This is a genomic window from Pseudoxanthomonas japonensis (assembly GCF_010093445.1).
GTDB classification, from domain to species: domain Bacteria; phylum Pseudomonadota; class Gammaproteobacteria; order Xanthomonadales; family Xanthomonadaceae; genus Pseudoxanthomonas_A; species Pseudoxanthomonas_A japonensis.
The window spans coordinates 1-22,977 of sequence record NZ_PDWW01000019.1 but is presented as its reverse complement, the minus strand read 5'-3'; the positions used below and the strand labels follow the sequence as shown (position 1 = coordinate 22,977).

The window sequence follows — 22,977 nt, the reverse complement described above, 5'->3', positions numbered from 1 at the left end:
GCAGGACCTACGATCCGGTGCAGCCGAGCAAGCTCGGCTCTACAGGTCTCATCCCAGGCTGCGGGCGGTGTTGATGACGTTCATGCCGTTGAAGCGCGCGGTCGAGGAACCGTGCGACACCGCGGACACCTGGCCGGGCTGGCCCTTGCCGTCGAAGAACGAGCCGCCCAGGCGGTAGTCGCTCTCGTCGCAGATCGCGGTGCAGGCGTTCCAGAATTCCGGCGTGCGGATCTGGTAGGCCACGTCCTCGAGCTGCTGGGTGATCTTGCCGTTCTTGATCTCGTAGAACAGCTGGCCGCCGAACTGCGCGTTGTAGCGCTGCTGGTCGATCGAGAACGAACCGTCGCCGATGATGTAGATGCCGTTCTCGACGTCCTTGATCATGTCGGCGACCGACAGCTTGGTCTTGCCAGGCGCCAGCGACACGTTGGCCATGCGCTGGAACTGCACGCTGCTCCACGAGTCGGCGTAGCAGCAGCCGTCGGATTCGTCCTTGCCCAGGATGTGGGCCTGGTCGCGGATGGTCTGGTAGTCGACCAGCTTGCCTTCCTTCACCAGGTCCCAGCGCTTGGTCTTGACGCCTTCGTCGTCGTAGCCGACCGCACCCAGGCTGCCGGTCTGCACCTTGTCGGCGAACAGGTTGACGAGGCCGCTGCCGTACTGGAACGCCTCCTTGCGCTTGTCCAGCGTGGCGAAGCTGGTACCGGCGTAATTGGCCTCGTAGCCGAGCACGCGGTCCAGTTCGAGCGGATGGCCGACGTTCTCGTGGATGGTCAGCCACGTGTGCGAGGGATCGAGCACCAGGTCGTACTTGCCGGGCTTCACCGACGGCGCGGTCAGCTTGGCGCGCGCCTGCTTGGCGGACGCGATGGCGTCCTCCTTCATGTCGTAGGACAGGCCGTAGTTGATGACGCCGTTCGGCGTGGCGTACTTCTGCGTCGCGTCGCCATCCAGGTACTCGTAGCCCATGCCGACCGGCGAGGACAGGCCGTCGCGGGTGCGGAACTTGCCGCTGGCCTTGTCGATGGCGGTGACCGTCATCGGCACCCAGATGCGGTGCACATCCTGGTCGATGTAGGAACCGTCGGTGCTGGCGAAGTACTTCTGCTCGTTGACCACGAACATCATCGAGTTGACGAAGTCGGCGCCGGCGTTGATCGCGGCGGCGTTGACGCCCAGCAGCAGGTCGACCTTCTCCTTGATCGGCACTTCCATGGCGTTCTTCCTGATCGGCGTCTTCCACGACACCTCGCCGAAGCCCGGCGCCTTGGCCAGCTGCACCGGCGCGGTCTGCGTCTTGCTGTTGGCGGTGGCGATCGCGGCGGCCTGGCGCGCGGCGGCCGCCACGCCCTCGGCGGTCAGCGTATTGGTGGCGGCGAAGCCCCACGCACCGTTGGCGATCACGCGGATGCCGGCGCCGGTGGACTCGGTGTTCACCACGTTCTGCACCTTGTCCTCGCGGGTGATCACGAACTGGCGCAGGTACCGGCCGATGCGCACGTCGCAGTAGGTGGCGCCGGCCTGCTTGGCCGCGGCCAGCGCGGCATCGGCCAGGCGCTTCTTGAACGCGATGTCGAGGGTGGACTGGAGCTGCTCGGCGGCGATCGCCTTGCCGAAGTAGGACGGCACCATCAGCCCGCCCACGGTGAGGCCGGTCAGGGCCAGGAAGTCACGACGTTGCAAGGCTGTTCTCCACCGTTGGGCCTGCACGGGGCAGGCGAGGACTGCGACGGACGCGTTGTGCCCGCGCCATGTGCACCGCGCGGGTCGTCCCCGATTCTTGCGCCGGGGTGCAGACAGCGTCAAATGACTTTCGGCATAGAAGGAGAAACGTCGCGCTCATCGCGGCGGGCAGGTTCAGTCCCGTCATCCCAGCGCACGCTGGGATCCATTGGCGCTTCGCTCTGGAGTGGGAATACAAAATCAGGAGCACGATGGGTCCCAGCGTGCGCTGGGACGACGGTCGATGGCCTATCCCAGGCTGCGTGCCGTGTTGATGATGTTGATGCCGTTGAAGCGCGTCGTCGCCGAGCCATGCGAGACCGCCGAGACCTGGCTGGGCTGTCCCTTGCCGTCGAAGAACGAGCCGCCCAGGCGGAAATCGCGGGCATCGCAGATCGCGGTGCAGGCGTTCCAGAACTCCGGCGTGCGGATCTGGTAGGCCGCATCCTCGATCTGGCGGGTGACCTGGCCGTTCCTGATCTCGAAATACAACTGGCCGCCGAACTGCGCGTTGTAGCGCTGCTGGTCGATCGAATACGAGCCGCGGCCGTGGATGTAGATGCCGTACTCGACGTCCTTGACCATCTCCGCCACGGTCAGCGGCGCCTTGCCTGGCGCCAGTGAGACGTTGGCCATGCGCTGGAACTGCACGCTGCTCCACGAGTCGGCGTAGCTGCAGCCGTGCGAAGCGTCTTCGCCGAGGATATGCACCTCATCGCGCGTGGCCTGGTAGTTGACCAGCACGCCGTCCTTCACCAGGTCCCAGCGGCGCGTCTTGACGCCTTCGTCGTCGTAGCCCACCGCGCCCAGGCTGCGTGGCTCGGTCTTGTCGGCGGTGAAGTTGACGATGGGGCTGCCCCACTGGAAGCGCTGCTCGCGCTTGTCCAGCGTGGCGAAGCTGGTACCGGCGTAGTTGGCCTCGTAGCCGAGCACGCGGTCCAGCTCCAGCGGGTGGCCGACGTTCTCGTGGATGGTCAGGAACAGGTTGGACGGGTCCAGCACCAGGTCGTACTTGCCGGGCTTCACCGACGGTGCGGTCAGCTTGGCGCGCGCCTGCTTCGCCGCCGCCACGATGTCCTCGCGCAGGTCGTAGGACGCGCCGTACGCCACCACCCCGCCGGGCAACGCGATCTTGTCGGCCGGGTTGGCGTCCAGGTACTCGTAGCCCATGCCCATCGGCGCGGACAGGCCGTCGCGGGTCTTGAACTTGCCGGTGGCCTGGTCCACCACCGTCACCGTGAAGGGCACCCAGATGCGGTGCACGTCCTGGTCGATGTACGAGCCATCGGTACTGGCGAAATACTTCTGTTCGTTGATGACGAACATGCGCGAGGCCGCGAAGCTGGCGCCGGCCGCCAGCGCGGTGGCGTTGGCGCCGAGCAGCAGATCCACTTTTTCCTTCACCGGTACCGCCATCGCGTTCTTGACGATCGGCGTCTTCCACGCGACCTCGCCCACGCCGGCCAGCGGTGCCAACTGCACCGGCTTGCCCTGGATGCGCGCATTGGCGCGGGCGATGGCAACCGCCTGCCGTGCCGCAGCCGCGACGCCGTCCGGCGTCTGGTCGTTGGTCGCCGCGAACCCCCAGGCACCCTGCGCGATCACGCGCACGCCGATGCCGGACGACTCGGTGTTCACCACGTTCTGCACCTTGTCCTCGCGCGTGATCAGCGACTGCCGCAGGTAGCGGCCGATGCGCACGTCGCAGTAGGTCGCGCCTGCAGCGGTGGCCGCTGCCAACGCCGCGTCGGCCAGACGCTTCTTTTTCGCCACGTCGCCGGGTTCCAGCAGGGCTTCGGCGGCGATGACGCGCGTGCCGGGCAGCGCAAGGCCGGCGAGGGTCAGGCCGCCAAGGGCGAGGAAGTCGCGTCGTTGCATGTCGGGATCCTGGAGCGAAAGCCACCGGACTGTCGTCGGCATGCGGCGCAACGTCAAGTGACGCCGGTCATGCCACGGCGACGTAGTGCACAATGCGCCTCATCGCGCACAGGAGCCTCGCAGATGAAATCCCGTTCGGTCGCCCGGCCCGAGAACGACGACGAGCAGCCACGACTGGCGGTGCTGATCGACGCCGACAACGCGCAACCCGCCGTCATCGAAGGCCTGCTGGCGGAAACCGCCAAGTACGGCGTCGCCAGCGTCAAGCGCATCTACGGCGACTTCACCAGCACCCGCATGACCCAGTGGAAGCAGGCGCTGCTGAAGCACTCGATCAACCCGGTGCAGCAGTTCGCCTATACCAGCGGCAAGAACGCCACCGACAGTTCGCTGATCATCGACGCGATGGACCTGATGTACACGCGCCGGTTCGACGGCGTCTGCCTGGTCTCCAGCGACAGCGACTTCACCCGGCTGGCGCAGCGCCTGCGCGAGGAAGGGTTGACCGTGTACGGCTTCGGCGAGCGCAAGACGCCGGACGCCTTCGTGCAGGCGTGCGACAAGTTCATCTATGTCGAAGTGCTGCGGAGCGAGGCTTCCGCATCCAATATGCCGCCGTCGCCGCCGAAGCCTGCGAAGCCGGCCAGGAAGACCACCAAATCCGCCGCGAAGAAGCCCGCCGGCCAGGCCGAGCCGACGGCAGCGCCGGTGGCGGAGGCCGGCAAGCAGGAATCGCTGCCGCTGCGGCTGATCCGCCAGGCCATCGAGGAAGCCAGCGACGACCAGGGCTGGGCTTTCCTTGGCGCCGTCGGTAGTTACCTCAACAAGGTGCGCCCCGATTTCGACAGCCGCCTGTACGGGCACAAGAAGCTCAGCGACCTGCTGAAGGCGCATCCGCGCCACTTCACCGTCGAGGAGCGGGCAGGGGAAGGCGGCGCGAAGCGCTTCTATGTGCGGGCCGCGTAGCGTGCGCCGTGCGCACGACCTCATGATGCTTCCGTCAACGCCTGGTCGTGCGCATGGCGCACGCTACGCATGACCAGACCGTTCGCGCCATCATGCGACCGCAACCAGGGACCGATCCTTGAGGTCCTGCAGCGCCATCTCGCCGAGGCCCGCCGCGTGCTCGAGATCGGCAGCGGCACCGGCCAGCATGCGGTGCACTTTGCGACGGCGATACCGTGGCTGACCTGGCAGAGCAGTGATCGCGCGGACAACCTCGCGGGCATCGGCGCATGGTTGGACGACGCGGCGTTGCCGAACACGCCGCCCGCCATCGAGCTGGATGTCGAGGGTCCCTGGCCCGACGTGACCTTCGACGCCGTCTTCACCGCCAACAGCCTGCACATCATGGGCTGGCCGCAGGCCGAGGCGTTCTTCGCCGGTGTGGGCGGAATCCTTGAGCAGAAAGGACTGCTGATCGTCTACGGCCCCTTCAACTACGGTGGCGACTTCACCAGCGACAGCAACCGCGCCTTCGAGCAGTGGTTGAAGGAGCGCGATCCCGCCTCCGGCATCCGCGACTTCGAAGCCGTCAATGCGCTGGCGCGCGGCATCGGCCTGGTGCTTGTCGAAGACAACGCGATGCCGGCCAACAACCGCTGCCTGGTCTGGCGACGGATGCCCTGATCCTCTTCCGCATGGACAGTCCAGGCGGCGCGCGCTAGTGTCTGTTCGCCAGCCGTCGGGGGACGGCTGCCGCGTTGCTCCGCCCACGGATGGCCGGTGCCTTGGCCTGGACGTGGGATGTATCCAAACCAAGGGGGAAGTCGATGGAATCTCTGTATCCCGCCGGACCGGCGTCGGTCCCGGCTGGCCTGACGGCACCGACCGGCAACTATCGCCGCAATGCGTGGCTCGCCATGCTGGGCCTGTCGGGTTTCATGCTCGCGTACCTTGGGTTGATGGCGTGGTTCGGTTGGACCGCCTACCGCCTGACCACCAAGTTGCTGGCGGGCTCCGGGGGCGACGGCAGCACCTTGTTCACCGTGCTCGTGGCAGGTTGCGCCGCCTTCCTGGCGGTATTCATGGCCAAGGCGCTGATCTTCCGCAGGAAGACCGAAGCTTCCTCCGCCGATATCGAAATAACGGCGGCGCAGCATCCCGAACTGTTCGCGTTCCTGCACCGGCTGGCCGACGAAGCGCGAGCGCCGCGTCCCTATCGCGTCTTCCTGTCGCCGCGCGTCAACGCCAGCGTGTTCTACGACCTGACGCTGCTGAACCTGCTACTGCCGTCGCGCAAGAATCTGGAGATCGGCCTGGCCCTGGTCAATGTGCTGAGCCTGGGCGAACTGAAGGCGGTGCTCGCACATGAATTCGGTCACTTCGCCCAGCGATCGATGGCGGTCGGCCGGTGGGTCTACGTGGCGCAGCAGATCGCCGCCCACATCGTCGCCAAGCGCGATGCGCTGGATACCGTGCTGGCGACGATCTCGCGGCTGGACCTGCGCATCGCATGGATCGGCTGGTCGCTGTCGCTGGTGGTGTGGTCGATCCGCTCGCTGGTGGAGATCGTGTTCCGCTGGGTGCTGATCGCGCAGCGCGCGCTGTCGCGCGAGATGGAATTCCAGGCGGACCTGGTGGCCGCATCGCTGACCGGCAGTGACGCCCTGGTGCACGCACTGCACAAGCTGGGTGCCGCCGATGAAGCCTGGGAACGCGCCGTGCAGTTCGCTTCGCGCGAAGCCGCGCGCGGGCAGGCGGTCAAGGATGTGTTCGCGATCCAGTCGCGCATCATCGAGCGGCTGCGCGACGTGCTGGACACGCCCGACTACGGCGCCGCGCCGGCGGTTCCGGCGGGCGCCGACGCCAGCGGGCACCGCGTGTTCGCCGCCGAACTGGCGCCGCCGCCGCAGATGTGGTCCACGCATCCGTCCAACAACGCACGCGAGCAGAACGTCAAGAAGATCTACGTGGCGTGCGGGATCGATGCACGTCCCGCGATCGACCTGCTGCGCGACGCCGACGGCCTCAAGGCGACGCTGTCGGCCGGGCTGCTGTCGCAGGCGCCGGAGACCTTCGCGGAGCCGGCGGCGTCGCTGCGCCACCTGGACGAAGAGTACGAAGCCATTGCGATGTCGCGCCGTTACCGTGGCGCCTACCTGGGGCGGTCCTTCGTGCGCCGCTGCCAGAAGGCCCACGAACTGTACGAGGCCGTGCCGGCCGACGCCGATCTGGTGGCGCGGATCGACGCACTGTATTCGCCGCAGGTGGGCAGCGATATCGAACGGCTGCGCGAGCTCGAGCAGCAGCGCGCGATGCTGGACGCGATCCACATCGGCGCGATGGAAACCGAAGGCGGCATGGTGAACTGGCGCGGCGCCCAGGTCCCACGCAAGGACGTGCCGCGCATCCTCGCCGAGCTGGACGCGGAGATCGCGCCGCTGCGCACGGCCGTGGAAGCGCACGACCGCGAGTGCCGCAGCCTGCACCGCGCGGCCGCCGAGCGCCTGGGCGGCCGCTGGGCCGAAGCGCTGCGCGGGCAGCTGGAGGTGCTGCATTACGCCGAGCACGCCAGGGCCGACCTCGAGGATGCCCATGCGGTGTTCGCCAACACATTCCATGTGGTGACCGCGGACAACCGCGTTTCCGAGGCCGAGCTGCGCCGCCTGGTAGCGGCCTGCAACCAGGTGCATTCCGCCCTCGATACGCTCTACGCGAAGGCGCCGCAGGTCGTGCTGGACGACGCCATGGCCACCGGCCTGGGTGTGACCGAATGGACCGCGGCACTGCACCAGCCGTTCGGCCTGCCGAGGACGTCCGAACAGAACATCAACCAGTGGATGCAGGTGGCGCAGGGTTGGGTGGACGGCGCCCGGGGCGCGCTGGGCGGCCTGCGCCACGTCGCGCTCGAAGCGCTGCTGGCGACCGAGGATCGCGTCGCTGAACAGATCCGCACGACGACGGAACTGCCGCCGCCGGTGCTGGTCGCCGCCGCCCCCCGCGAGTACCCGCTGCTGGTGCCTGGCAAGGGCCGCACGCTGCAGCACAAGCTGGGATGGTGGGATCGCTTCCAGACCGCGACGGGCGTCGTTCCCGCGACCACGCGCCTGGCGGTGGCCGGCGGCATCGTGGGCTCGGTCTTCCTGCTCGGCGGTGCCGTCGGTCATTCCACGCTCACCGTGTACAACGGTCTGGCGCGCGACATGCGCGTCGAGGTGGCGGGCCAGACCGTGGAGGTGCCGGCGTTCTCGCACCGGGAAATGACACTGCCGGAGCAGTCGCGCTATACCGTGGAGACGCACACCGGCGACAGTGGCGAACTGGTCGAACGTTTCGATGAGCGGGCGCCGGCTGGTAGCGAGCGGCTGGTGTACAACATTGCAGGTGCCGCTCCGTTGGTGGAGTGGACGGCGAGCTACGGCACGGCCGGCGAGCGTCCCGAACGCCGGCTCGGTGCGATTCGCTGGACGTCGACCCGCGTGGATCATCTCTTCAGCGATCCGCCCGAGCAGATCAGCAGCCGTAGCGGGTCGGGCTGGCGAACTGTGCTGAGCGGCCTGGGCGATGCCCCACCAAGCGACATGCTGGGCCTGCTGCCGGAAGGGTCGGAGCAGGCGAGAGTGGTGGATGCGCACGCGCGCTGGGATCGCGTCGCGTCCCCGCACACCCGCGAGTGGTGGGGGCGAGCAAGCGAGCAGGGCAAGCTTCAGGATCTGATCGGCCTGCGGCTGAAGCACGAGCCGCACGCGGTCAGCCTGCTGCGCATGGAACAGGACCTCGCCGAAGGCGATGCCCACGCGACAGTCTGCGCGCGCCACCGCGCACTGGCGCAGGCGGATGCGGGTCGTTCCTCGCTGCAGTACCTCGTCGCGCGCTGCACCGAGGACGGACAGGCGCGGGACCAGGCATTCCTCGATGGACATGCGCGCTGGCCCAAGGACGCCTGGTTCGCAATGGCGGCGGGTTACGTGCATGCCGAACGCCAACAGTGGCAGCCGGCGATGGCGTTGCTGCAGCAGGGCAGCCGCCTGCCGGAGATCGGCGAATACGTAAGCCTGGACATGGCACGGGTGCAGCGCGTGGCGGGCGACGGCACGCTGCCCGCCTCATCGATGGCGGGCTCGAGTCGCCTTAGGCAGATGATGGCGCTTGAGTCGGGGGAACAGACAGCCGATTCGCCGATGCACGCCTATCATCTGATGGCCTCCGGCAAGCTTGAGCAGGCGCGCGCGCGCGGCGCCGCTGCCGATCCAGTCAACGGTCCTCGTATCCTGCGTCTGGTGGCTGCCTCGGACGGCGCGGATGCCACGGCTGTCCGTGCCGCGCTCTCGCTGTCGGAAGGAAAGGGCATCGATCCCGATACCGTGTGGCCCTCGCTCGCGCTCGCCATGCGCGAACACCAACCCGCAGCGCTTCTGCGCCAGGCCGCTCTGGCATCAGACCCGGAAGATGCACCCGACATCCTGAGGTTCATCGATGCGGTGCAATCGGGCGCGAGCCTCGTGCAGGCGGAGCGCGCACTCGGGGACGTTTCGCCGCGCTCACGCGGTATGGCCTACGGCGCAGCGGTGGTGCTGAAGGGGCGTCAATGTCCTGAAGCGTGGCGGCTGGCGGCCAAACGCCTTCTGTTCGCGCCGGAGCGGCCCTACTTCAGTTGAGCCGATTCGATCTCCGGCCTCCATCTGTGTCGCCGCAGACCGACACAGATGGTCGCGATCATGGAATGGACGTCTGCTCGGGATCGTCGAAGACCTTGAAATCCAATCCGCATGGCCAACGTCACGATGCCGGAATCGCCGAGGCTTGGTGCGTGGCACGCCGCGCGCTGTAAGCGGCACGGCATCGACCGCATCGAGCCGGGCGTATACGTCGACAACGAGGTGCAGGCAGTGCTGTCATCAAATATGGATACGTTCGAGCACGTGGCCGCTTATCGCAGCTTCCGTCTCCACCCGCACCGTGTTGATGGTTGGCCTGGTTCTGCCATCGTCCGCCGCGCGGCGATCGTTGAGGTGCATGAGCGCCGTACGCGTACGCGATCGCGGAGCAGCTCGCCTGGCGTATAGCGCGTACGCGCCGCCCGACCGTAGTGTCCAGCAAGAAGAAACCCCGCCGGAGCGGGGTTTCTTCGTTACGCTGCTTGCACGATGTGCAGCGCCTTCGGGTTGCGCCACAGGCCGAGCAGTTCGGCCTCGCGCGCTTTCGCGGCGTGCAGGTGCTTTTCCTTGACGTGACCGTAGCCGCGGATGTGCTCGGGAATGCTCGCGATCTCCACGGCCAGGCCCAGCTTGCCGGCGTCCAGTGCGGCCAGCAGTTCGCCGGTGGTCTTCTCGTAGTCGGCGATCAGCTGGCGCTCGCCCTTGCGCTCGTCGGTGTAGCCGAACACGTCGAACGTGCCGCCGCGCAGGAAGCGCAGCTTCGCGAGCAGGCCGAACGCCTTGAACACCCACGGGCCGTATTCCTTCTTCATCAGGCGGCCGTGCGCGTCCTTCTTGGCGAACAGTGGCGGCGCGAGGTGGAAGTGCACCTCGTAGTCGCCGTCGAACTGCTGCTGCAGCCGGCGCTGGAACTCGCCGCTCGTATACAGGCGCGCGACTTCGTACTCGTCCTTGTAGGCCATCAGCTTGAAGAAGTAGCGGGCCACCGCTTCGGTCAGCGCGGTCGAGCCGGGCGCCCGGGTGTTCTCGGCGTTGCGCACCTGCGTGACCAGGTCGGTGTAGCGGCGCGCGTAGGCGGCATCCTGGTACTCGGTCAGGAACGCGGTGCGGCGCGCGATCAGTTCGTCCAGCGAGCGCGACAGGCGCAGGTCGTCCAGCGGCAGGAAGGCGACGTCCGCGTCGCCCGCGCCGTCTTCCGGCAGGCCGCGAAGCTCGCTCTCGTTGCCGGGATTGCGCGGTGCCGCGTTGGCGCCCCACTCGCTGCTCTCCCATTCGCCCGGCGGCAGCACCTGGAGGGCGCGCGGCGTGCGCTCGCTCTCGGTCTGCGTGTTGCGGATCAGGCCGGCGGCTTCCTGCACCGCCTGCGGATTCACCACGGCCAGGCGGCCCCAGGCGAAGGCGGTCTTGTTCATCTCGACGGCGGCGCCGTTGAGTTCGACCGCGCGCATGATCGCGTCGAACGAGATCGGCACCAGTCCCTGCTGCCAGGCGTAGCCCAGCATGAAGAGGTTGCTGCCGATGGCGTCGCCGATCAGCGCGGTGGCGATCTGCGTGGCATCGACCAGCATCGGCTCGCGGCCGCCCAGCGCGACCTTCACGCCGGCGATGATGTCGGTGGCCGGGAACTGCATATCCGGATGCGTGGTGAACGTGCCCGGCATCGCCTCGTAGGTGTTCAGCACCACCTGCGAGCGTTCACCGCGCACCTTCGACAGCACCCAGTAGTCGTTGACCACCACCATGTCGCAGCCCAGCACCAGGTCGGCCTCGCCGGCGGCGATGCGCACGGCGTGGATGTCTTCCGGCGTGCGCGCGATGCGGATGTGCGTGGTCACCGCGCCGCCCTTCTGCGCCAGGCCGGTCTGGTCGAGCACGCTGGCGCCCTTGCCTTCCAGGTGGCCGGCCATGCCGAGCAGCGCACCAATGGTCACCACACCCGTGCCGCCGACGCCGGTGATCAGGATGTTCCAGGGCTCGTCGAGGGAGGACTTGAATGCGGGCGCCGGCAGCGCAGCGAGCAGATCCGCGGCGTTCGCCTTCTTGCCCTTGCGCGGCGTGCCGCCGTGCACGGTGACGAAGCTGGGGCAGAAGCCGTCGACGCAGCGGAAGTCCTTGTTGCAGTTCGACTGGTCGATCTCGCGCTTGCGGCCGAACTCGGTCTCCTTCGGCAGCACCGACACGCAGAAGCTCTTCACGCCGCAGTCACCGCAGCCTTCGCAGACCAGCGTGTTGACCATCGTGCGCTTGGCGGGATCCGGCAGCTTGCCGCGCTTACGCCGGCGGCGCTTCTCGGTGGCGCAGACCTGATCGTAGATCAGGATGGAGACGCCCTTCACCTCGCGCAGGCGGCGCTGGACGTCGTCCAGTTCGGCACGGTCGAAGAACTCCACGCCGCTCGGGAACAGCTCGCGCTTGCTCCACTTGCGCACGTCGTCGCTGACCACGACGATCGTGTCCACGCCCTCGGACCGCATCATGTGCGCGATCTGCGGCACGGACAGCGTGCCGTCCACCGGCTGGCCGCCGGTCATCGCCACCGCGTCGTTGTAGAGGATCTTGTAGGTGATGTTCACCCCGGTGGCGACCGACTGGCGCACCGCCAGCGAGCCGGAGTGGAAGAACGTGCCGTCGCCGAGGTTCTGGAACACGTGTTCCGTCTCGGTGAACGGTGCCTGCCCGGACCACGTCACGCCTTCGCCGCCCATGTGGGTGAAGGTGTCGGTGTCGCGGTCCATCCACGTCACCATGTAGTGGCAGCCGATGCCGCCGAGCGCGCGCGAGCCTTCCGGCACCACCGTCGAGGTGTTGTGCGGGCAGCCGCTGCAGTAGTGCGGCACGCGCGGGAAGTTGGCGCGCGGCAGCGCCATCTCGGCTTCCTTCTCCTCCATCCAGCGCAGGCGCTGTTCGATGGATTCGGTCGTGAAGAAGCGCTGGATGCGCCGGCCGATCACGCCGGCGATCGTCGCCGGGGTCAACTCGCCGGTGGACGGCAGGATCCACTCGCCGCCCTCGTCGTACTTGCCGACGATGGACGGGCGCGTGCCGGCGCCGGCCGGCCAGTTGTAGAAGTACTCCTTCATCTGCCGCTCGATGAAGGCGCGCTTCTCCTCCACCACGACGATGTCTTCCAGGCCCTTGGCGAACTCGGTGATGCCCACCGGCTCCAGCGGCCAGGTCATGCCGACCTTGTAGACGCGGATGCCGATGTCGGCGCAGGCCTGTTCGTCCAGGCCCAGGTATTCCAGCGCCTGCAGCACGTCCAGGTAGCTCTTGCCGGTGGTGACGATGCCGAGGCGCGCGCGCGGCGAATCCAGCACGATGCGGTCGACCTTGTTCGCGCGCGCGAACGCCTGCGCCGCGGCGACCGCGTACTTGTGCAGGCGCATCTCCTGGTCGAGCGGAGGATTCGGCCAGCGGATGTTGAGGCCGCCGGCCGGCATGGCGAAGTCTTCCGGCAGGATGATCTCGCGCGCGAACGGATCCACCTGCACCGACGCCGACGATTCCACCGTCTCGGCGATCGTCTTGAAGCCGATCCAGCGGCCGGTGTAGCGGCTCATCGCCCAGCCCACCAGGCCCAGGTCGAGGATGTCCTGTACGCCGGCGGGGTTCAGGACCGGCATCATCGCGCTGACGAATTCGTCTTCCGAGCCGTGCGGCAGCGTCGAGCTGCGGCAGTTGTGGTCGTCCGCGGCCAGCGCCAGCACGCCGCCGAACTTCGAGGTGCCGGCGGCGTTGCCGTGCTTGAACACGTCACCGCAGCGGTCCACGCCGGGACCCTTGCCGTACCACATCGAATACACGCCATCGACCTTGGCGCCGGGGAACAGGTTGGTCTGCTGCGTGCCCCACACCATGGTCGCGCCCAGGTCCTCGTTGAGGCCGGGCGTGAACTTCACGCCTGCCGTCTCCAGGTGCTTGCGCGCGCGCCACAGCTCCAGATCGAAGCCGCCCAGCGGCGAGCCGCGGTAGCCGCTGATGAAGCCGGCGGTGTTCAGGCCGGCGGCCTGGTCGCGCAGCCGCTGCATCAGCGGCAGCCGCACCAGCGCCTGCACGCCGCTCAGGTAGATGCGCCCGTCGGTGCGCGTGTACTTGTGCTCCAGCGTGTAGTCGCTGTCGATCACCCCGATCTGCGGCAGGTTGGCGGACGAGGGCGAGGTGAGTTCGGCGGTGCTGGTCATGGCGGGCCCGTGAAAGCGGCTGGCGAGGCCCGAAAACCCCTCGGGCGTGAAGGCGCGCATTGTAACAGCGGCTTTTTCTGTGACGCGCATCACTGGGTTGTTGTGCGTTGCAGCGGTTAGGATGGGTCGGGGCTACATCTGTGTCAGGGGACCGTACGTGAAATCCGGTAAGTGCTTGCTGCTGGCTGCCGCGCTGGCATCCGCAGTGTTGTCCGCGCATGCGCAGAGCGTGCCGAAACCCAAGGAATTCTATTTCGACGAAGACAAGTCGACGGCACGGCCGATCATCGTCGTGGAGGGAGAAGGTGAGCCGCAGGTTCAGGCGCTGGTGCGTGAACGCGAGCGTGGACGGCGGCATGTGGAGGCGACGGCGCAACTGGCGCACATCGCCGCCGCCGAAGGCCGGGCGGAACTGGCCGACCAGTTGTACCTGCAGGCCGTGTCGGCGACCGAGGCCAAGGGCACCGTCGGGCGTGCCATCCGCTGGAACTATGGATGGGATCTGTACCGTGCGGGCCAGTTCGAGCCCGCGCTGATGCAGTGGTCCGAGATCGTCACGGCGTATGGGTCGCCCTCCTGGGCACCCCCGACGCTGGCGCTGGTCCTGTGGCGGCTGGACCGCAAGCAGGAGGCCGTCGCATGGTTCGGCGCCGCCGTGCGCACCGAACCAGGTGCGTGGATGGACGCCAGAAACTTCGCTTCGCGGCTGCCGGATTGGCGGCAGGAAGATCGCGACATGCTGGCCGAAGTACTCGGGGCCTGGCAGGCCAACCCTCCAGTCTGGCCCTGACCGCGTGCGAGAATGAGCCATCGGGCGGCCGCATGATGCAGTCGCCAAGTTCGGCGTGGTCTGCGTTCCGATGATCAACAACGATCTCCGCATCGAGTCTTACCGTGCGCGCCTGGATGCGACAGGCCGTGTGCAGATCCCGGAGTTCCTGCAGGATGCCTCCGCGCAACGGCTGCGTGATTGCCTGCAACACGAAGTTCCTTGGGAGCCTGCGCAACGCTCCGACCGGCCTCCCCTGCTCCCGGCGGAGGCACGGGCGTTGTCGCCCGCCCAGCAGGATCGGGCCCGGTTGATGGAAGCGTTGCGTCGTGCGACCACGGGCTTCGAGTTCCACTTCGACCGTTTCAAGATGATCGAAGCACGTCGCGATGGACTGCACCCGGAATTGCTGCTGCACGTTGTCGTCGATTTCCTGAACTCGCCGGACTTCATCGCCTTCACGCATACCCTGACCGGCGACACCGGCATCCGCATGGTCAGCGCGATGGCCGTGCGCTATCGCCCCGGCCATTTTCTCCGCCTGCACGACGACAAGTCGCATGAGGAAGAGCGCGCGTTTGCCTACGTGATCAACCTGGCCCGCAACTGGGAAGCCGACTGGGGTGGCCTGCTGCAGTTCGTTGACAGTCGACAGAATGTGGTCGAGACGTTCACGCCGCACTGGAACAGCCTGAGCCTGTTCCGTGTTCCCCAGGGGCACCAGGTCAGCCAGGTCGCCCCGTGGGCGGGCGACCATCGCTACAGCATCACGGGTTGGTTCCGTCGCACTTGAGATGTCGCGCGGGTATCGCGGGGCATCGTTCATCCGTCGTGAGGAGTTTCCGATGTCACTGCTGCGTCCGTTGACCTGCTGCTTGCTGCTCGCAGCAACACAGCCTGCTTCCGCTGCCGACCGCATCACCGGTCGCGCCTTCGCCACCCGTTCGGACGTCATCGCGCCGCATGCGATGGCGGCCACGTCGCATCCGCTCGCCACCCAGATCGCGCTGGACGTGATGAAGCAGGGCGGCACCGCGATGGACGCCGCCATCGCCGCCAATGCGGCGCTCGGCCTGATGGAACCCACCGGCAACGGCATCGGCGGCGACCTGTTCGCCATCGTCTGGGATCCGAAGACGAAGAAGCTGCACGGCTACAACGGTTCGGGCCGTTCGCCGAAGTCGCTGACGCTCGATCATTTCAAGCAGCAAGGCATAACCGACATTCCCGCGCACGGCCCGTTGCCGGTCAGCGTGCCGGGCGCGGTCGATGGCTGGTTCGCGCTGCACGGCCGCTTCGGCAAGCTGCCGATGAAGGACCTGCTGGCGCCGACCATCCGCTACGCGCGCGACGGCCATCCGGTGCACCAGACGATCGCCTACTACTGGGAACGCTCGGTGCCGCGGCTGTCGAAGTTCCCCGACTTCACCGAGCAGTTCACCATCGCCGGCCGTGCCCCGCGCACCGGCGAGATGTGGAAGAACCCCTATCTGGCCGACACGCTGCAGAAGATCGCCGATGGTGGTCGCGACGCGTTCTACAAGGGCGACATCGCGCGCACCATCGACACCTACTTCAAGGCCAACGGCGGCTTCCTGTCGTACGAGGACATGGCCGCGCACCACGGCGAGTGGGTCGAGCCGGTCAGCACCAACTACCGCGGCTACGACGTGTGGGAACTGCCGCCGAACAGCCAGGGCATCGCCGCGCTGCAGATGCTCAACGTATTGGAAGGCTACGACTTCTCCAAGATCCCCTACGGCAGCCCCGAGCACGTGCACCTGCTGGTCGAAGCCAAGAAGCTGGCCTTCGCCGACCGCGCGCGCTGGTACGCCGATCCCGCGTTCCAGCCGTTGCCCGTCGCCCGCATGATCTCCAAGCCGTACGCGCGCGAGCGCGCCAAGCTGATCTCGCCGGACAAAGTGCTGCGCGAAGTACAGCCCGGAACGCCGAAGGAACTGGAAGAGGGCGACACCATCTACATGACCGTCGCCGACAAGGACGGGATGATGGTCTCGCTGATCCAGTCCAACTACCGCGGCATGGGCAGCGGCATGACGCCGACCGGCCTGGGCTTCATCCTGCAGGACCGCGGTGAGATGTTCGTGCTGAACGGTTGCGAGGGCGCCGCGCCGCATCCCAACTGCTACGCGCCGGGCAAGCGTCCGTTCCAGACCATCATCCCGGCCTTCATCACCAAGGACGGCAAGCCGTGGGTCAGCTTCGGCGTGATGGGTGGTGCGATGCAGCCGCAGGGCCACGTGCAGATCGTGATGAACCTGGTCGACTTCGGCATGACGCTGCAAGAGGCCGGAGACGCGCCGCGCGTGCAGCACGACGGCTCCACCGAGCCGGTCGGCAGCGCCAAGGTCATGAGCGACGGCGGCGTGGTGCAGCTGGAATCCGGCTTCCCCTACGAGACCGTGCGCGCGCTGATGGACAAGGGCCACCACGTCGAATGGGCACTCGGCCCGTACGGCGGCTACCAGGCGATCAAGCGCGACCCGGACACCGGCGTGTATTACGGCGCCAGCGAGAGCCGCAAGGATGGGCAGGCGGCGGGGTATTGAGGGATTGCGCAAGTGCTTTCATAGGTTGGGGTGAACGGAGTGAACCCCAACATCGTGGCGACGAAACGTCTACCTGTTGGGCTTCGCAAGCTCACCCCAACCTATCGCGGCATCGGTGTTCTCGTGCTGCTGTGGGTCAGCGTGGCCGTGTTCAATCGGCTCAATCCGTAGTGCGTAGGATGGGTGGAGCGAAGCAATACCCATCATCACGATCCGGGCAGTCTATAGGGTGGGCCAAGGCCCACCCTAAGCATTCACGAGACAGCCCTGACCACACTCCCCGCGCTGTAAGTGACAACATTTTTCACGACACAGGGATCAAGCCTGCTCAAGGTCGCCGACATCTACGATTGGATTTCCACATCCGTAGACACACCCTGGTGCGCCAGGACTACCGCCGTAGCCTGGTCCGCCGCCGCCGCCGCCTCCGCTGCCTGAGCCGGGCGTTGCTGGGTTTGTTGAGTTTTGACGTTCCCGCGCGACGTCTTCGGCAGTTTTGTCGCAAGGCTTGTCAATGAAGACCATGCCTGCGCCACCCATTGGTCCTCTGTAGTTCAAGTAACCAACGAAATTGTTTGCTTTCCAAACATCTTTTCCCACTGCAGTGCCTGCATAAGAGTCCATTTTTGTCATCGCTGCTGCATGCAGAGCGCTGGCAGGACTAAATCCATTCATCATTGCCTTGGCCACATCTGTTGCAGAAACCGATATTGGCAATGGTGGTATAGGGAGAGGCAGCATATTGCAAGCGACGGCTAATCCCGAGAAACCGAACAAGGCGGTTACTACTAGGTTCCTTTTCTTCACAAAAAACTCCTTATTTTTCAGGGAAACGGCCGAGGATCAACGAAACTGGTTGTCTTTGTGTTGCTCTTGAGCTGCTTGTGAAGTTGCAGCGTCAGTGCTTCCCCTTTCAATCGCTCTTCAGCGGTCAGAGCGCTTGGGAAGGAAAAATCTCTAGCCAGGGCGGCCCTTGTATCACCCTTCATTTCCATGACTCTGCTGATTGCGTAAGCGAGTTCACGGTTCCCATTAGGAGAGGCAGCCATATACGCCTGTAGCAAAGAGAGCGCAAACATTGAGCCATCTTCGGCCGCATGGAAAAGGCGATCAGAAGCGCCTTTGTCACCCTTGTACAAAGCTCTGCTGTCTAACACCACGCCAGCGAGTTTGTCTCCACTTTCCGCAGCCAACTGAAGCATGGAGTCCGAAGACATCGAGTACGTTTTCCATTGCTCAGCATTCGGATAGCCGTTCCGATCCAGCCATCTCTGTTCCTCTACACTTTCGGCCACGAACGGGTCCGACTCCAGCGGAAGTCCGCTCCTTGTCCTAGGTAGATGAGAGAAGGGGCTAAGAGTAGATTTTTCAGTTGACGCCTGACGTATGTCGTTGTGCGGCTTAGATGAATCCGCCCTCGCTGGTCCGTGGCCGGCTGCTGAGGGTTGGTTTTCCGGGGCAACTATTCCTTCATCAAGAAGGTCTGGAGTACCGCAACTTCGCGATATGGCGAGAGTGGATGCCACCAAAACTATCAATGCCCCGCTAATCCAAATAGGCTTCATTGCCTTTCCTTGTATAGCTCGAATCCAGCTGCTTTCTGCCGTGAAAAATAGATGAGATTCATTGATAAACGCAACTATGCAAGGTGGCGCTATCGGGTCACTGCCCGTGGCTCAGCCAATCCAAGGGCTGTGGCAAGGAAGCACTTAGGGGACCGTGATCTCGTAGGATTAGCCTATGCCCACATCATGTTGAGAGAAGACACCACCATGGCCACACTCCCCACCATCCCCGAACTCACCCCCGGCCTCTACCGCCACTACAAGGGCAACGACTACGAAGTCGTCGCAGTAGCGCGGCACAGCGAGACGCTGGAGCCGCTGGTGGTGTGTCGCGCGCTGTACGGCGAAGGCGGATTGTGGGTGCGGCCGTATGCGATGTTCTGCGAGGAGGTGATCGTGGACGGGCAGCCGGTGCGTCGCTTCGCGCCGATCGGGTCCGCACAGGAGTGAGATGCGCATGGGACGGTGGTCGAAACTCCGGGCCTGGATCAATCGCGACGATGGGCGGTTCTACCGGGTGGGCAATACCTCCCTCGGTCCATTGAGCATCACCGGTAGCCTCGTCATCGTGGCCTCGCTGGTCCTGTCGCAACTCCACCGGCATGCTGATCTGCATGTGGCTTGGCCGATTGCAGTGGGAATCGTCGGCGTCGCGTTGTGGTTTCTTGGCGGCTCCCGCGACGAGCCCCACGATGACATCTGACCGCTTCGGCGTCCTCAAGCATCAATGACGCAAGCTCTGACATGACGACCCACATCGCCCTGCTCCGCGGCATCAACGTCGGCAAGGCCAAGCGCATCGCCATGGCGGACCTGCGCGCGCTGCTGGAGGCGCTCGGCTACACCGACGTCGCTACGTTGCTCAATAGCGGCAACGTCGTCTTCAAGGCCGGCAAGGGAACGTCCGCAACGCTGGCGACCGACATCTCGAAGGCCATCGCCGATCGACTCGGCATCGAGGTGCCTGTCATCGTGAAATCCGCGAAGGATCTCGACGCCATCATGGCCGACAACCCCTTCGCCGACACCGCGACGGATCCGTCACGCCTGCTGGTCGCGTTCACGCCGGACGCCGCCGCGTTGGTCAACCTCGACGCCATCGCGCCGCATGTAGTCGCGCCCGAACAGTTCCTGGTCGGCACGCGCGCCGCTTACCTGCACTGCGCCAGCGGCATTCTGGAGAGCAAGGCCGCGGAAGCGATGCTGGGCAAGGCAGGCAAGGCCGCCACCACGCGCAACTGGGGTACCGTGCAGAAATTGCAGGCGCTGGTGGAGAAGATCGGCGGGTGACGTTTCCCGTCTTGTGGGAGCGACGTCAGTCGCGATGACCTAACGTGGAGGTGTCATCGCGACTGACGTCGCTCCCACAGGAAAAGTGGCGACCTGCCGTCCCGCCTACAGATCGAAGCCCAGCAGCAGCGGGTCGTGGTCGGAACTGCGGAAAGGCACGCTGGCGTCGCCATCAGCGTAGCCTTGCGCGTCCTGTTCGTCGGCATTGATATGCCACTCCGCTGCACCGCGCAGCTGCTTCACCAGCGAGGGGCTGAGCAGGGCGTGGTCGAGGCGGCCGGTCAGGCCGTTGTAGACGTAGGAGTAAGGCTGCTCGACACCCGCCTGCTTGAACGCGTCGATCCAGCCGGCGTCGTCGCGCAGCCAGCGCACCGGGTCTTCCATCGCGTAGGCGTTGAAGTCGCCCAGCATCACCACGCGGTCGCTGCGCGTGCGGGTCGGGTCGGTCTTCAGCCATGCGTCCAGACGCTTCGACGAATCGAGGCGCAATGCATTCCAGCAGCCGGCGCCGTCCTTCTGGTCAGTGTCGGCGCCGGTGGCTTCCGAGCAGCCTTTCGACTTCAGGTGGTTGGCGACCACGACGAAGGGCTTGCCGTTGCCACGCACGAACGCTTGCGCCAGCGGGCTGCGGCTGCGTTCGCCGAACGGACCTTCCTGCAGCGTGGCGGGCTTGCCGCTGGGCTTCACCTTGTCGCTGCGGTAGATGAGGCCGACGCGGATGGTGTCGGGGCCGGGACCCTGCTTCGCGTCGACGAAGCGCCACGTGCCGCCGCCGGCATTCAGCGCGGCGACCAGCTGCGCCAGGCTGGAGTCGGCGCCGTAGCCGTCGTTCTCCAGTTCCATCAGCGCGGCGATGTCGGGGTCGAGCCCGCGGATGGTCGCGACCAGCCTGGCGATCTGCGCCTTCAACTGCTCGGGCGTCTTGGCGCCGCGCTCGGTGGGGAAGCCGCCGCCCTTGCCGTCGCCATTGAACAGGTTTTCCAGGTTGAACGCCGCCACGCGCACGTTGCCAGCGACCTGCGGTGCGGCCGGACGCTGCGGCGCGGCGATGGTCGGTGCGGCGGTGAGTTGCAGGCGCCAGCCACCGGCGCGCTGGTCGACGATGCCTTGCACGCCGGTCAGCACGGTGCCGGTGCGCAGCGGCTGGCCGTCCTTCACGTACCAGACGGTGGCGGGGTCGCGCTTGGCGCTGCCGTCGTCCAGCAGCAGGGTGCGGCGCGCATTGTCGGTGGCGAGGCGCTTGGCCTCCGCGCTGCCGGGCGTGGCGAGTTCGCTGGGTTGCCACAGGCGGCCGGCGAAGCTGGTGATCAGTTCGCCGAAGCGTTCCAGCGTGTGGGTGCCGCTGAGCGTGAGCGGGGCATCGATGCGGACGTGCATGCCTTCCAGTGCTTCCCAGTCGGTGGGCTGCGCGGTCAGCACCGTCGGTGCGACGCTGCCCTTGCCGCGCGGCTGGATCACCGGCGCATGCAGTGCGGTCAACGTGTCATCGTTGCCGGCTTTACGTTCGCCGACGATGCCGCGCACGCGCAGGCGGTCACCGACCTCAATCGTCGGCGGCGGCGCGCCTTCTTCCAGGGCGACGAAGAGGGCGTCGGAGGTCCTGGCGTTGCCGTCGCCACTGTCCTGCACGAAGAAGCCGCCGAGGCCGTCGATGAAGGCGCCGGTGACGACGCCTTCGATGGTGACGGTCTGACCATCGAGCGGACTGCGCGCGCCTTCGCCCTGCACCTGGCCGATGGGAATGACGCGTTCCTTCGGCGTGGCTGCGCAGGCAGGCAGCGAGAGGGAGGCGAGCAGGGCAAGGGTGAGCAGCGAGCGGGACGACGTCATCGTGGGCAACCGGGAAAGCGAGGCGGCAAGGGTAAACGGATTGGGTGACGGAAGGTTTTCCATGCGAGGCGGACTGGCGCGCTTCCCCTCTCCCTGTGACAACGGGGAGAAGGGAGAGGTCGTTTCGGGGTTGAAGCACCGCACAAACAAAAACGCCGCCCGGAGGCGGCGTTCGTGGAAGGCCCGAAGCCTTACTTGCTGTTGGCCAGCATCCAGTCGACGGTGGCGTGGATCTGCTCTTCGGAGATGGCCGGGTTGCCGCCCTTCGGAGGCATGATGCCGCCGTCCGGACCAGTGAAGCCTTCGATGGCGTGCTTGTACAGGGTGTCGACGCCCTTGCTGGCGCGGGCGCCCATGCCGGCGGCGGTCAGCATCGGGGCCTTGCCCACGCCGTTGGTGTGGCAGGCGCCGCACAGGTTCTTGTAGATCTCGCCACCGTCCAGCGTGCCGCCGTAGGCGACCTGGGAAGCGGCGGCCGCCAGCGCGGCCTGGGCGGCGGCGGCCTGGGCGGCAGCACCGGTTTCGCCTGCATAGACAGCGCCGGCCGGGGCGATGCGCGCCTCGGTGATCTGCACGGCCTTCGGGTTCACTTCCGGCGGAATGCTGTCGTGCAGGAAGTACGCGCCGACGATCAGGCCCGCGGTGACCAGCATCAGGAAGCCGATCACCATCGAGAAATGCTTGAGGAATTCGAGGTCGTAGTTACGCACTTTCCACCTTTGGCAGCACGGCCGTGGGCCGCGCATGGCTACGAAAACGGGGGTCGACGGGCACCGGGGTGCCGCGGACAAGACCACATTATAAGCAGGGCGGCCGGTTTTGCCTCAACACCGGCGCCGGGAGGCTCAGGCGGTCAGGTAGACCTGCAGTGGAGCCCGCAGTGCCTGCAGCACGTGGTGCATCGGGAACTGCGCCCCCGGGCCCTGGCCCGAGAGGGCCTGCTGGAGCACCTGCCGCTTTTCGCCGCCTTCGATATGCAGGTAGAGCCGGCCGGCATCGCGCAGGACGGGCAGGGTCAGGGTGATGCGGGGCTCGCCTGCGCCGGGTGCACGCATCGGCAGCACGGTGGTGCCGGTGGCCGTGTCCATCGCCTCGGCCAGGCGGTCGCCGCCCGGGAAGAACGAGGCGGTATGTCCGTCGCCGCCCATGCCCAGCACCACGACATCCAGCGTGGCCGGCAACCCTGCAGCGATGTCCTCCAGCACCTCGTCGGGCGTCGCCGCGGGCCGGTACAGGGGCACGAAGCGGGCGTCGGCGGCCGCGTTCTGCAGCAGGCACTCCTTCACCAGCCGCGCATTGGAGCGCTCATGGTCATCGGGCACCCAGCGCTCGTCCACCAGGGTCACGGTGACGTTCGCCCAGTCCAGTGCCTGCTGCGAGAGCGCCTGCAGGAAGCGGCGCGGGGTGGTGCCACCGGACAACGCCAGGCTGGCCTGGCCACGCTGGACGAGCGCGGCGCGCAGGTCGTCGGCCACGGCCTGCGCCAGGGCGGAGGCGACGGCGTCGCCATCGGGGAACGGGTGCAGCTGGATCTGCAGCGAGAGATCGGTGGGGGGCATGGCGGGTCTCGGG

The 22,977-nt window shown here is 66.5% G+C and carries 19 protein-coding genes; 11 read left to right on the top strand and 8 right to left on the bottom strand.

What is annotated here, in order from left to right; translation table 11 throughout:
• Positions 1–48: 48 nt before the first annotated feature.
• Together CSC78_RS13005 and CSC78_RS13000 are read right to left on the bottom strand one after the other, a co-directional pair.
• Positions 49–1,683 carry a TldD/PmbA family protein gene (locus tag CSC78_RS13005; protein WP_162338289.1) on the bottom strand — a complete coding sequence of 545 codons (1,635 nt, stop codon included), beginning with the start codon at positions 1,681–1,683 and terminating at the stop codon, positions 49–51.
• 288 nt (positions 1,684–1,971) lie between these two features.
• Positions 1,972–3,600: a TldD/PmbA family protein gene (locus CSC78_RS13000; protein WP_162338288.1), complete on the bottom strand. Its 1,629-nt coding sequence runs from the start codon at positions 3,598–3,600 to the stop codon at positions 1,972–1,974.
• A 123-nt stretch (positions 3,601–3,723) separates the two neighbouring features.
• On the opposite strand from CSC78_RS13000, the gene CSC78_RS12995 reads away from it, so the two are divergent.
• The 4 genes from CSC78_RS12995 (at position 3,724) to CSC78_RS12980 (ending at position 9,608) form a co-directional block, all read left to right on the top strand.
• Positions 3,724–4,566, top strand: coding sequence for an NYN domain-containing protein (locus CSC78_RS12995; protein WP_162338287.1), 843 nt, complete (start codon positions 3,724–3,726; stop codon positions 4,564–4,566).
• A 69-nt stretch (positions 4,567–4,635) separates the two neighbouring features.
• Complete coding sequence (locus CSC78_RS12990) at positions 4,636–5,229, top strand: DUF938 domain-containing protein (RefSeq protein ID WP_162338286.1); 594 nt, start codon at positions 4,636–4,638, stop codon at positions 5,227–5,229.
• Positions 5,230–5,462: 233 nt separating this feature from the next.
• On the top strand, positions 5,463–9,200 hold the full coding sequence (locus CSC78_RS12985) for a M48 family metallopeptidase (RefSeq protein WP_162338343.1): 3,738 nt from the start codon (positions 5,463–5,465) through the stop codon (positions 9,198–9,200).
• Between the two features lie 111 nt (positions 9,201–9,311).
• On the top strand, positions 9,312–9,608 hold the full coding sequence (locus CSC78_RS12980; RefSeq protein WP_162338285.1) for a hypothetical protein: 297 nt from the start codon (positions 9,312–9,314) through the stop codon (positions 9,606–9,608).
• A gap of 65 nt (positions 9,609–9,673) precedes the next feature.
• On the opposite strand, the gene CSC78_RS12975 is transcribed toward CSC78_RS12980, so the two are convergent.
• Complete coding sequence (locus CSC78_RS12975; RefSeq protein ID WP_162338284.1) at positions 9,674–13,381, bottom strand: indolepyruvate ferredoxin oxidoreductase family protein; 3,708 nt, start codon at positions 13,379–13,381, stop codon at positions 9,674–9,676.
• A 157-nt stretch (positions 13,382–13,538) separates the two neighbouring features.
• On the opposite strand from CSC78_RS12975, the gene CSC78_RS12970 reads away from it, so the two are divergent.
• The 4 genes from CSC78_RS12970 (at position 13,539) to CSC78_RS19205 (ending at position 16,891) form a co-directional block, all read left to right on the top strand.
• A complete protein-coding gene (locus CSC78_RS12970; RefSeq protein ID WP_238391275.1) occupies positions 13,539–14,171 on the top strand; it encodes a tetratricopeptide repeat protein in 633 nt (210 codons plus the stop codon).
• A gap of 70 nt (positions 14,172–14,241) precedes the next feature.
• Positions 14,242–14,943, top strand: a complete 702-nt coding sequence (locus tag CSC78_RS12965; RefSeq protein WP_162338283.1) for a 2OG-Fe(II) oxygenase — start codon at positions 14,242–14,244, stop codon at positions 14,941–14,943.
• Positions 14,944–14,995: 52 nt separating this feature from the next.
• Positions 14,996–16,720: a gamma-glutamyltransferase gene (gene ggt / locus CSC78_RS12960; RefSeq protein WP_162338282.1), complete on the top strand. Its 1,725-nt coding sequence runs from the start codon at positions 14,996–14,998 to the stop codon at positions 16,718–16,720.
• Positions 16,721–16,759: 39 nt separating this feature from the next.
• Positions 16,760–16,891: a hypothetical protein gene (locus tag CSC78_RS19205; RefSeq protein WP_274379362.1), complete on the top strand. Its 132-nt coding sequence runs from the start codon at positions 16,760–16,762 to the stop codon at positions 16,889–16,891.
• 147 nt (positions 16,892–17,038) lie between these two features.
• Here the strand turns inward: CSC78_RS19205 and CSC78_RS12955 are convergent, their stop codons facing one another.
• Positions 17,039–17,527, bottom strand: coding sequence for a hypothetical protein (locus CSC78_RS12955; protein WP_162338274.1), 489 nt, complete (start codon positions 17,525–17,527; stop codon positions 17,039–17,041).
• 17 nt (positions 17,528–17,544) lie between these two features.
• Positions 17,545–18,015 (bottom strand): hypothetical protein, encoded by a 471-nt coding sequence (locus CSC78_RS12950; RefSeq protein ID WP_162338281.1) that lies wholly within the window; start codon positions 18,013–18,015, stop codon positions 17,545–17,547.
• Between the two features lie 477 nt (positions 18,016–18,492).
• Between CSC78_RS12950 and CSC78_RS12945 the strand changes: the two genes are divergently transcribed.
• From CSC78_RS12945 to CSC78_RS12935, 3 genes are read left to right on the top strand one after another with little or no spacing between them, the layout of a single operon-like run.
• Positions 18,493–18,735 (top strand): DUF1653 domain-containing protein, encoded by a 243-nt coding sequence (locus CSC78_RS12945; protein WP_162338280.1) that lies wholly within the window; start codon positions 18,493–18,495, stop codon positions 18,733–18,735.
• Between the two features lies 1 nt (position 18,736).
• The gene (locus tag CSC78_RS12940; RefSeq protein WP_162338279.1) at positions 18,737–18,988 is read left to right on the top strand and encodes a hypothetical protein; all 252 of its coding nucleotides are present in this window, start codon (positions 18,737–18,739) and stop codon (positions 18,986–18,988) included.
• Between the two features lie 41 nt (positions 18,989–19,029).
• Positions 19,030–19,575: a DUF1697 domain-containing protein gene (locus CSC78_RS12935; RefSeq protein ID WP_162338278.1), complete on the top strand. Its 546-nt coding sequence runs from the start codon at positions 19,030–19,032 to the stop codon at positions 19,573–19,575.
• A 105-nt stretch (positions 19,576–19,680) separates the two neighbouring features.
• Here the strand turns inward: CSC78_RS12935 and CSC78_RS12930 are convergent, their stop codons facing one another.
• The 3 genes from CSC78_RS12930 to pgl all read right to left on the bottom strand — a co-directional run bounded on the left by CSC78_RS12930 (position 19,681) and on the right by pgl (position 22,964).
• Positions 19,681–21,405, bottom strand: a complete 1,725-nt coding sequence (locus CSC78_RS12930) for an ExeM/NucH family extracellular endonuclease (RefSeq protein ID WP_162338277.1) — start codon at positions 21,403–21,405, stop codon at positions 19,681–19,683.
• Between the two features lie 191 nt (positions 21,406–21,596).
• Positions 21,597–22,115, bottom strand: coding sequence for a c-type cytochrome (locus CSC78_RS12925; protein WP_162338276.1), 519 nt, complete (start codon positions 22,113–22,115; stop codon positions 21,597–21,599).
• A gap of 135 nt (positions 22,116–22,250) precedes the next feature.
• Complete coding sequence (pgl, locus tag CSC78_RS12920; RefSeq protein WP_162338275.1) at positions 22,251–22,964, bottom strand: 6-phosphogluconolactonase; 714 nt, start codon at positions 22,962–22,964, stop codon at positions 22,251–22,253.
• Positions 22,965–22,977: the final 13 nt, after the last annotated feature.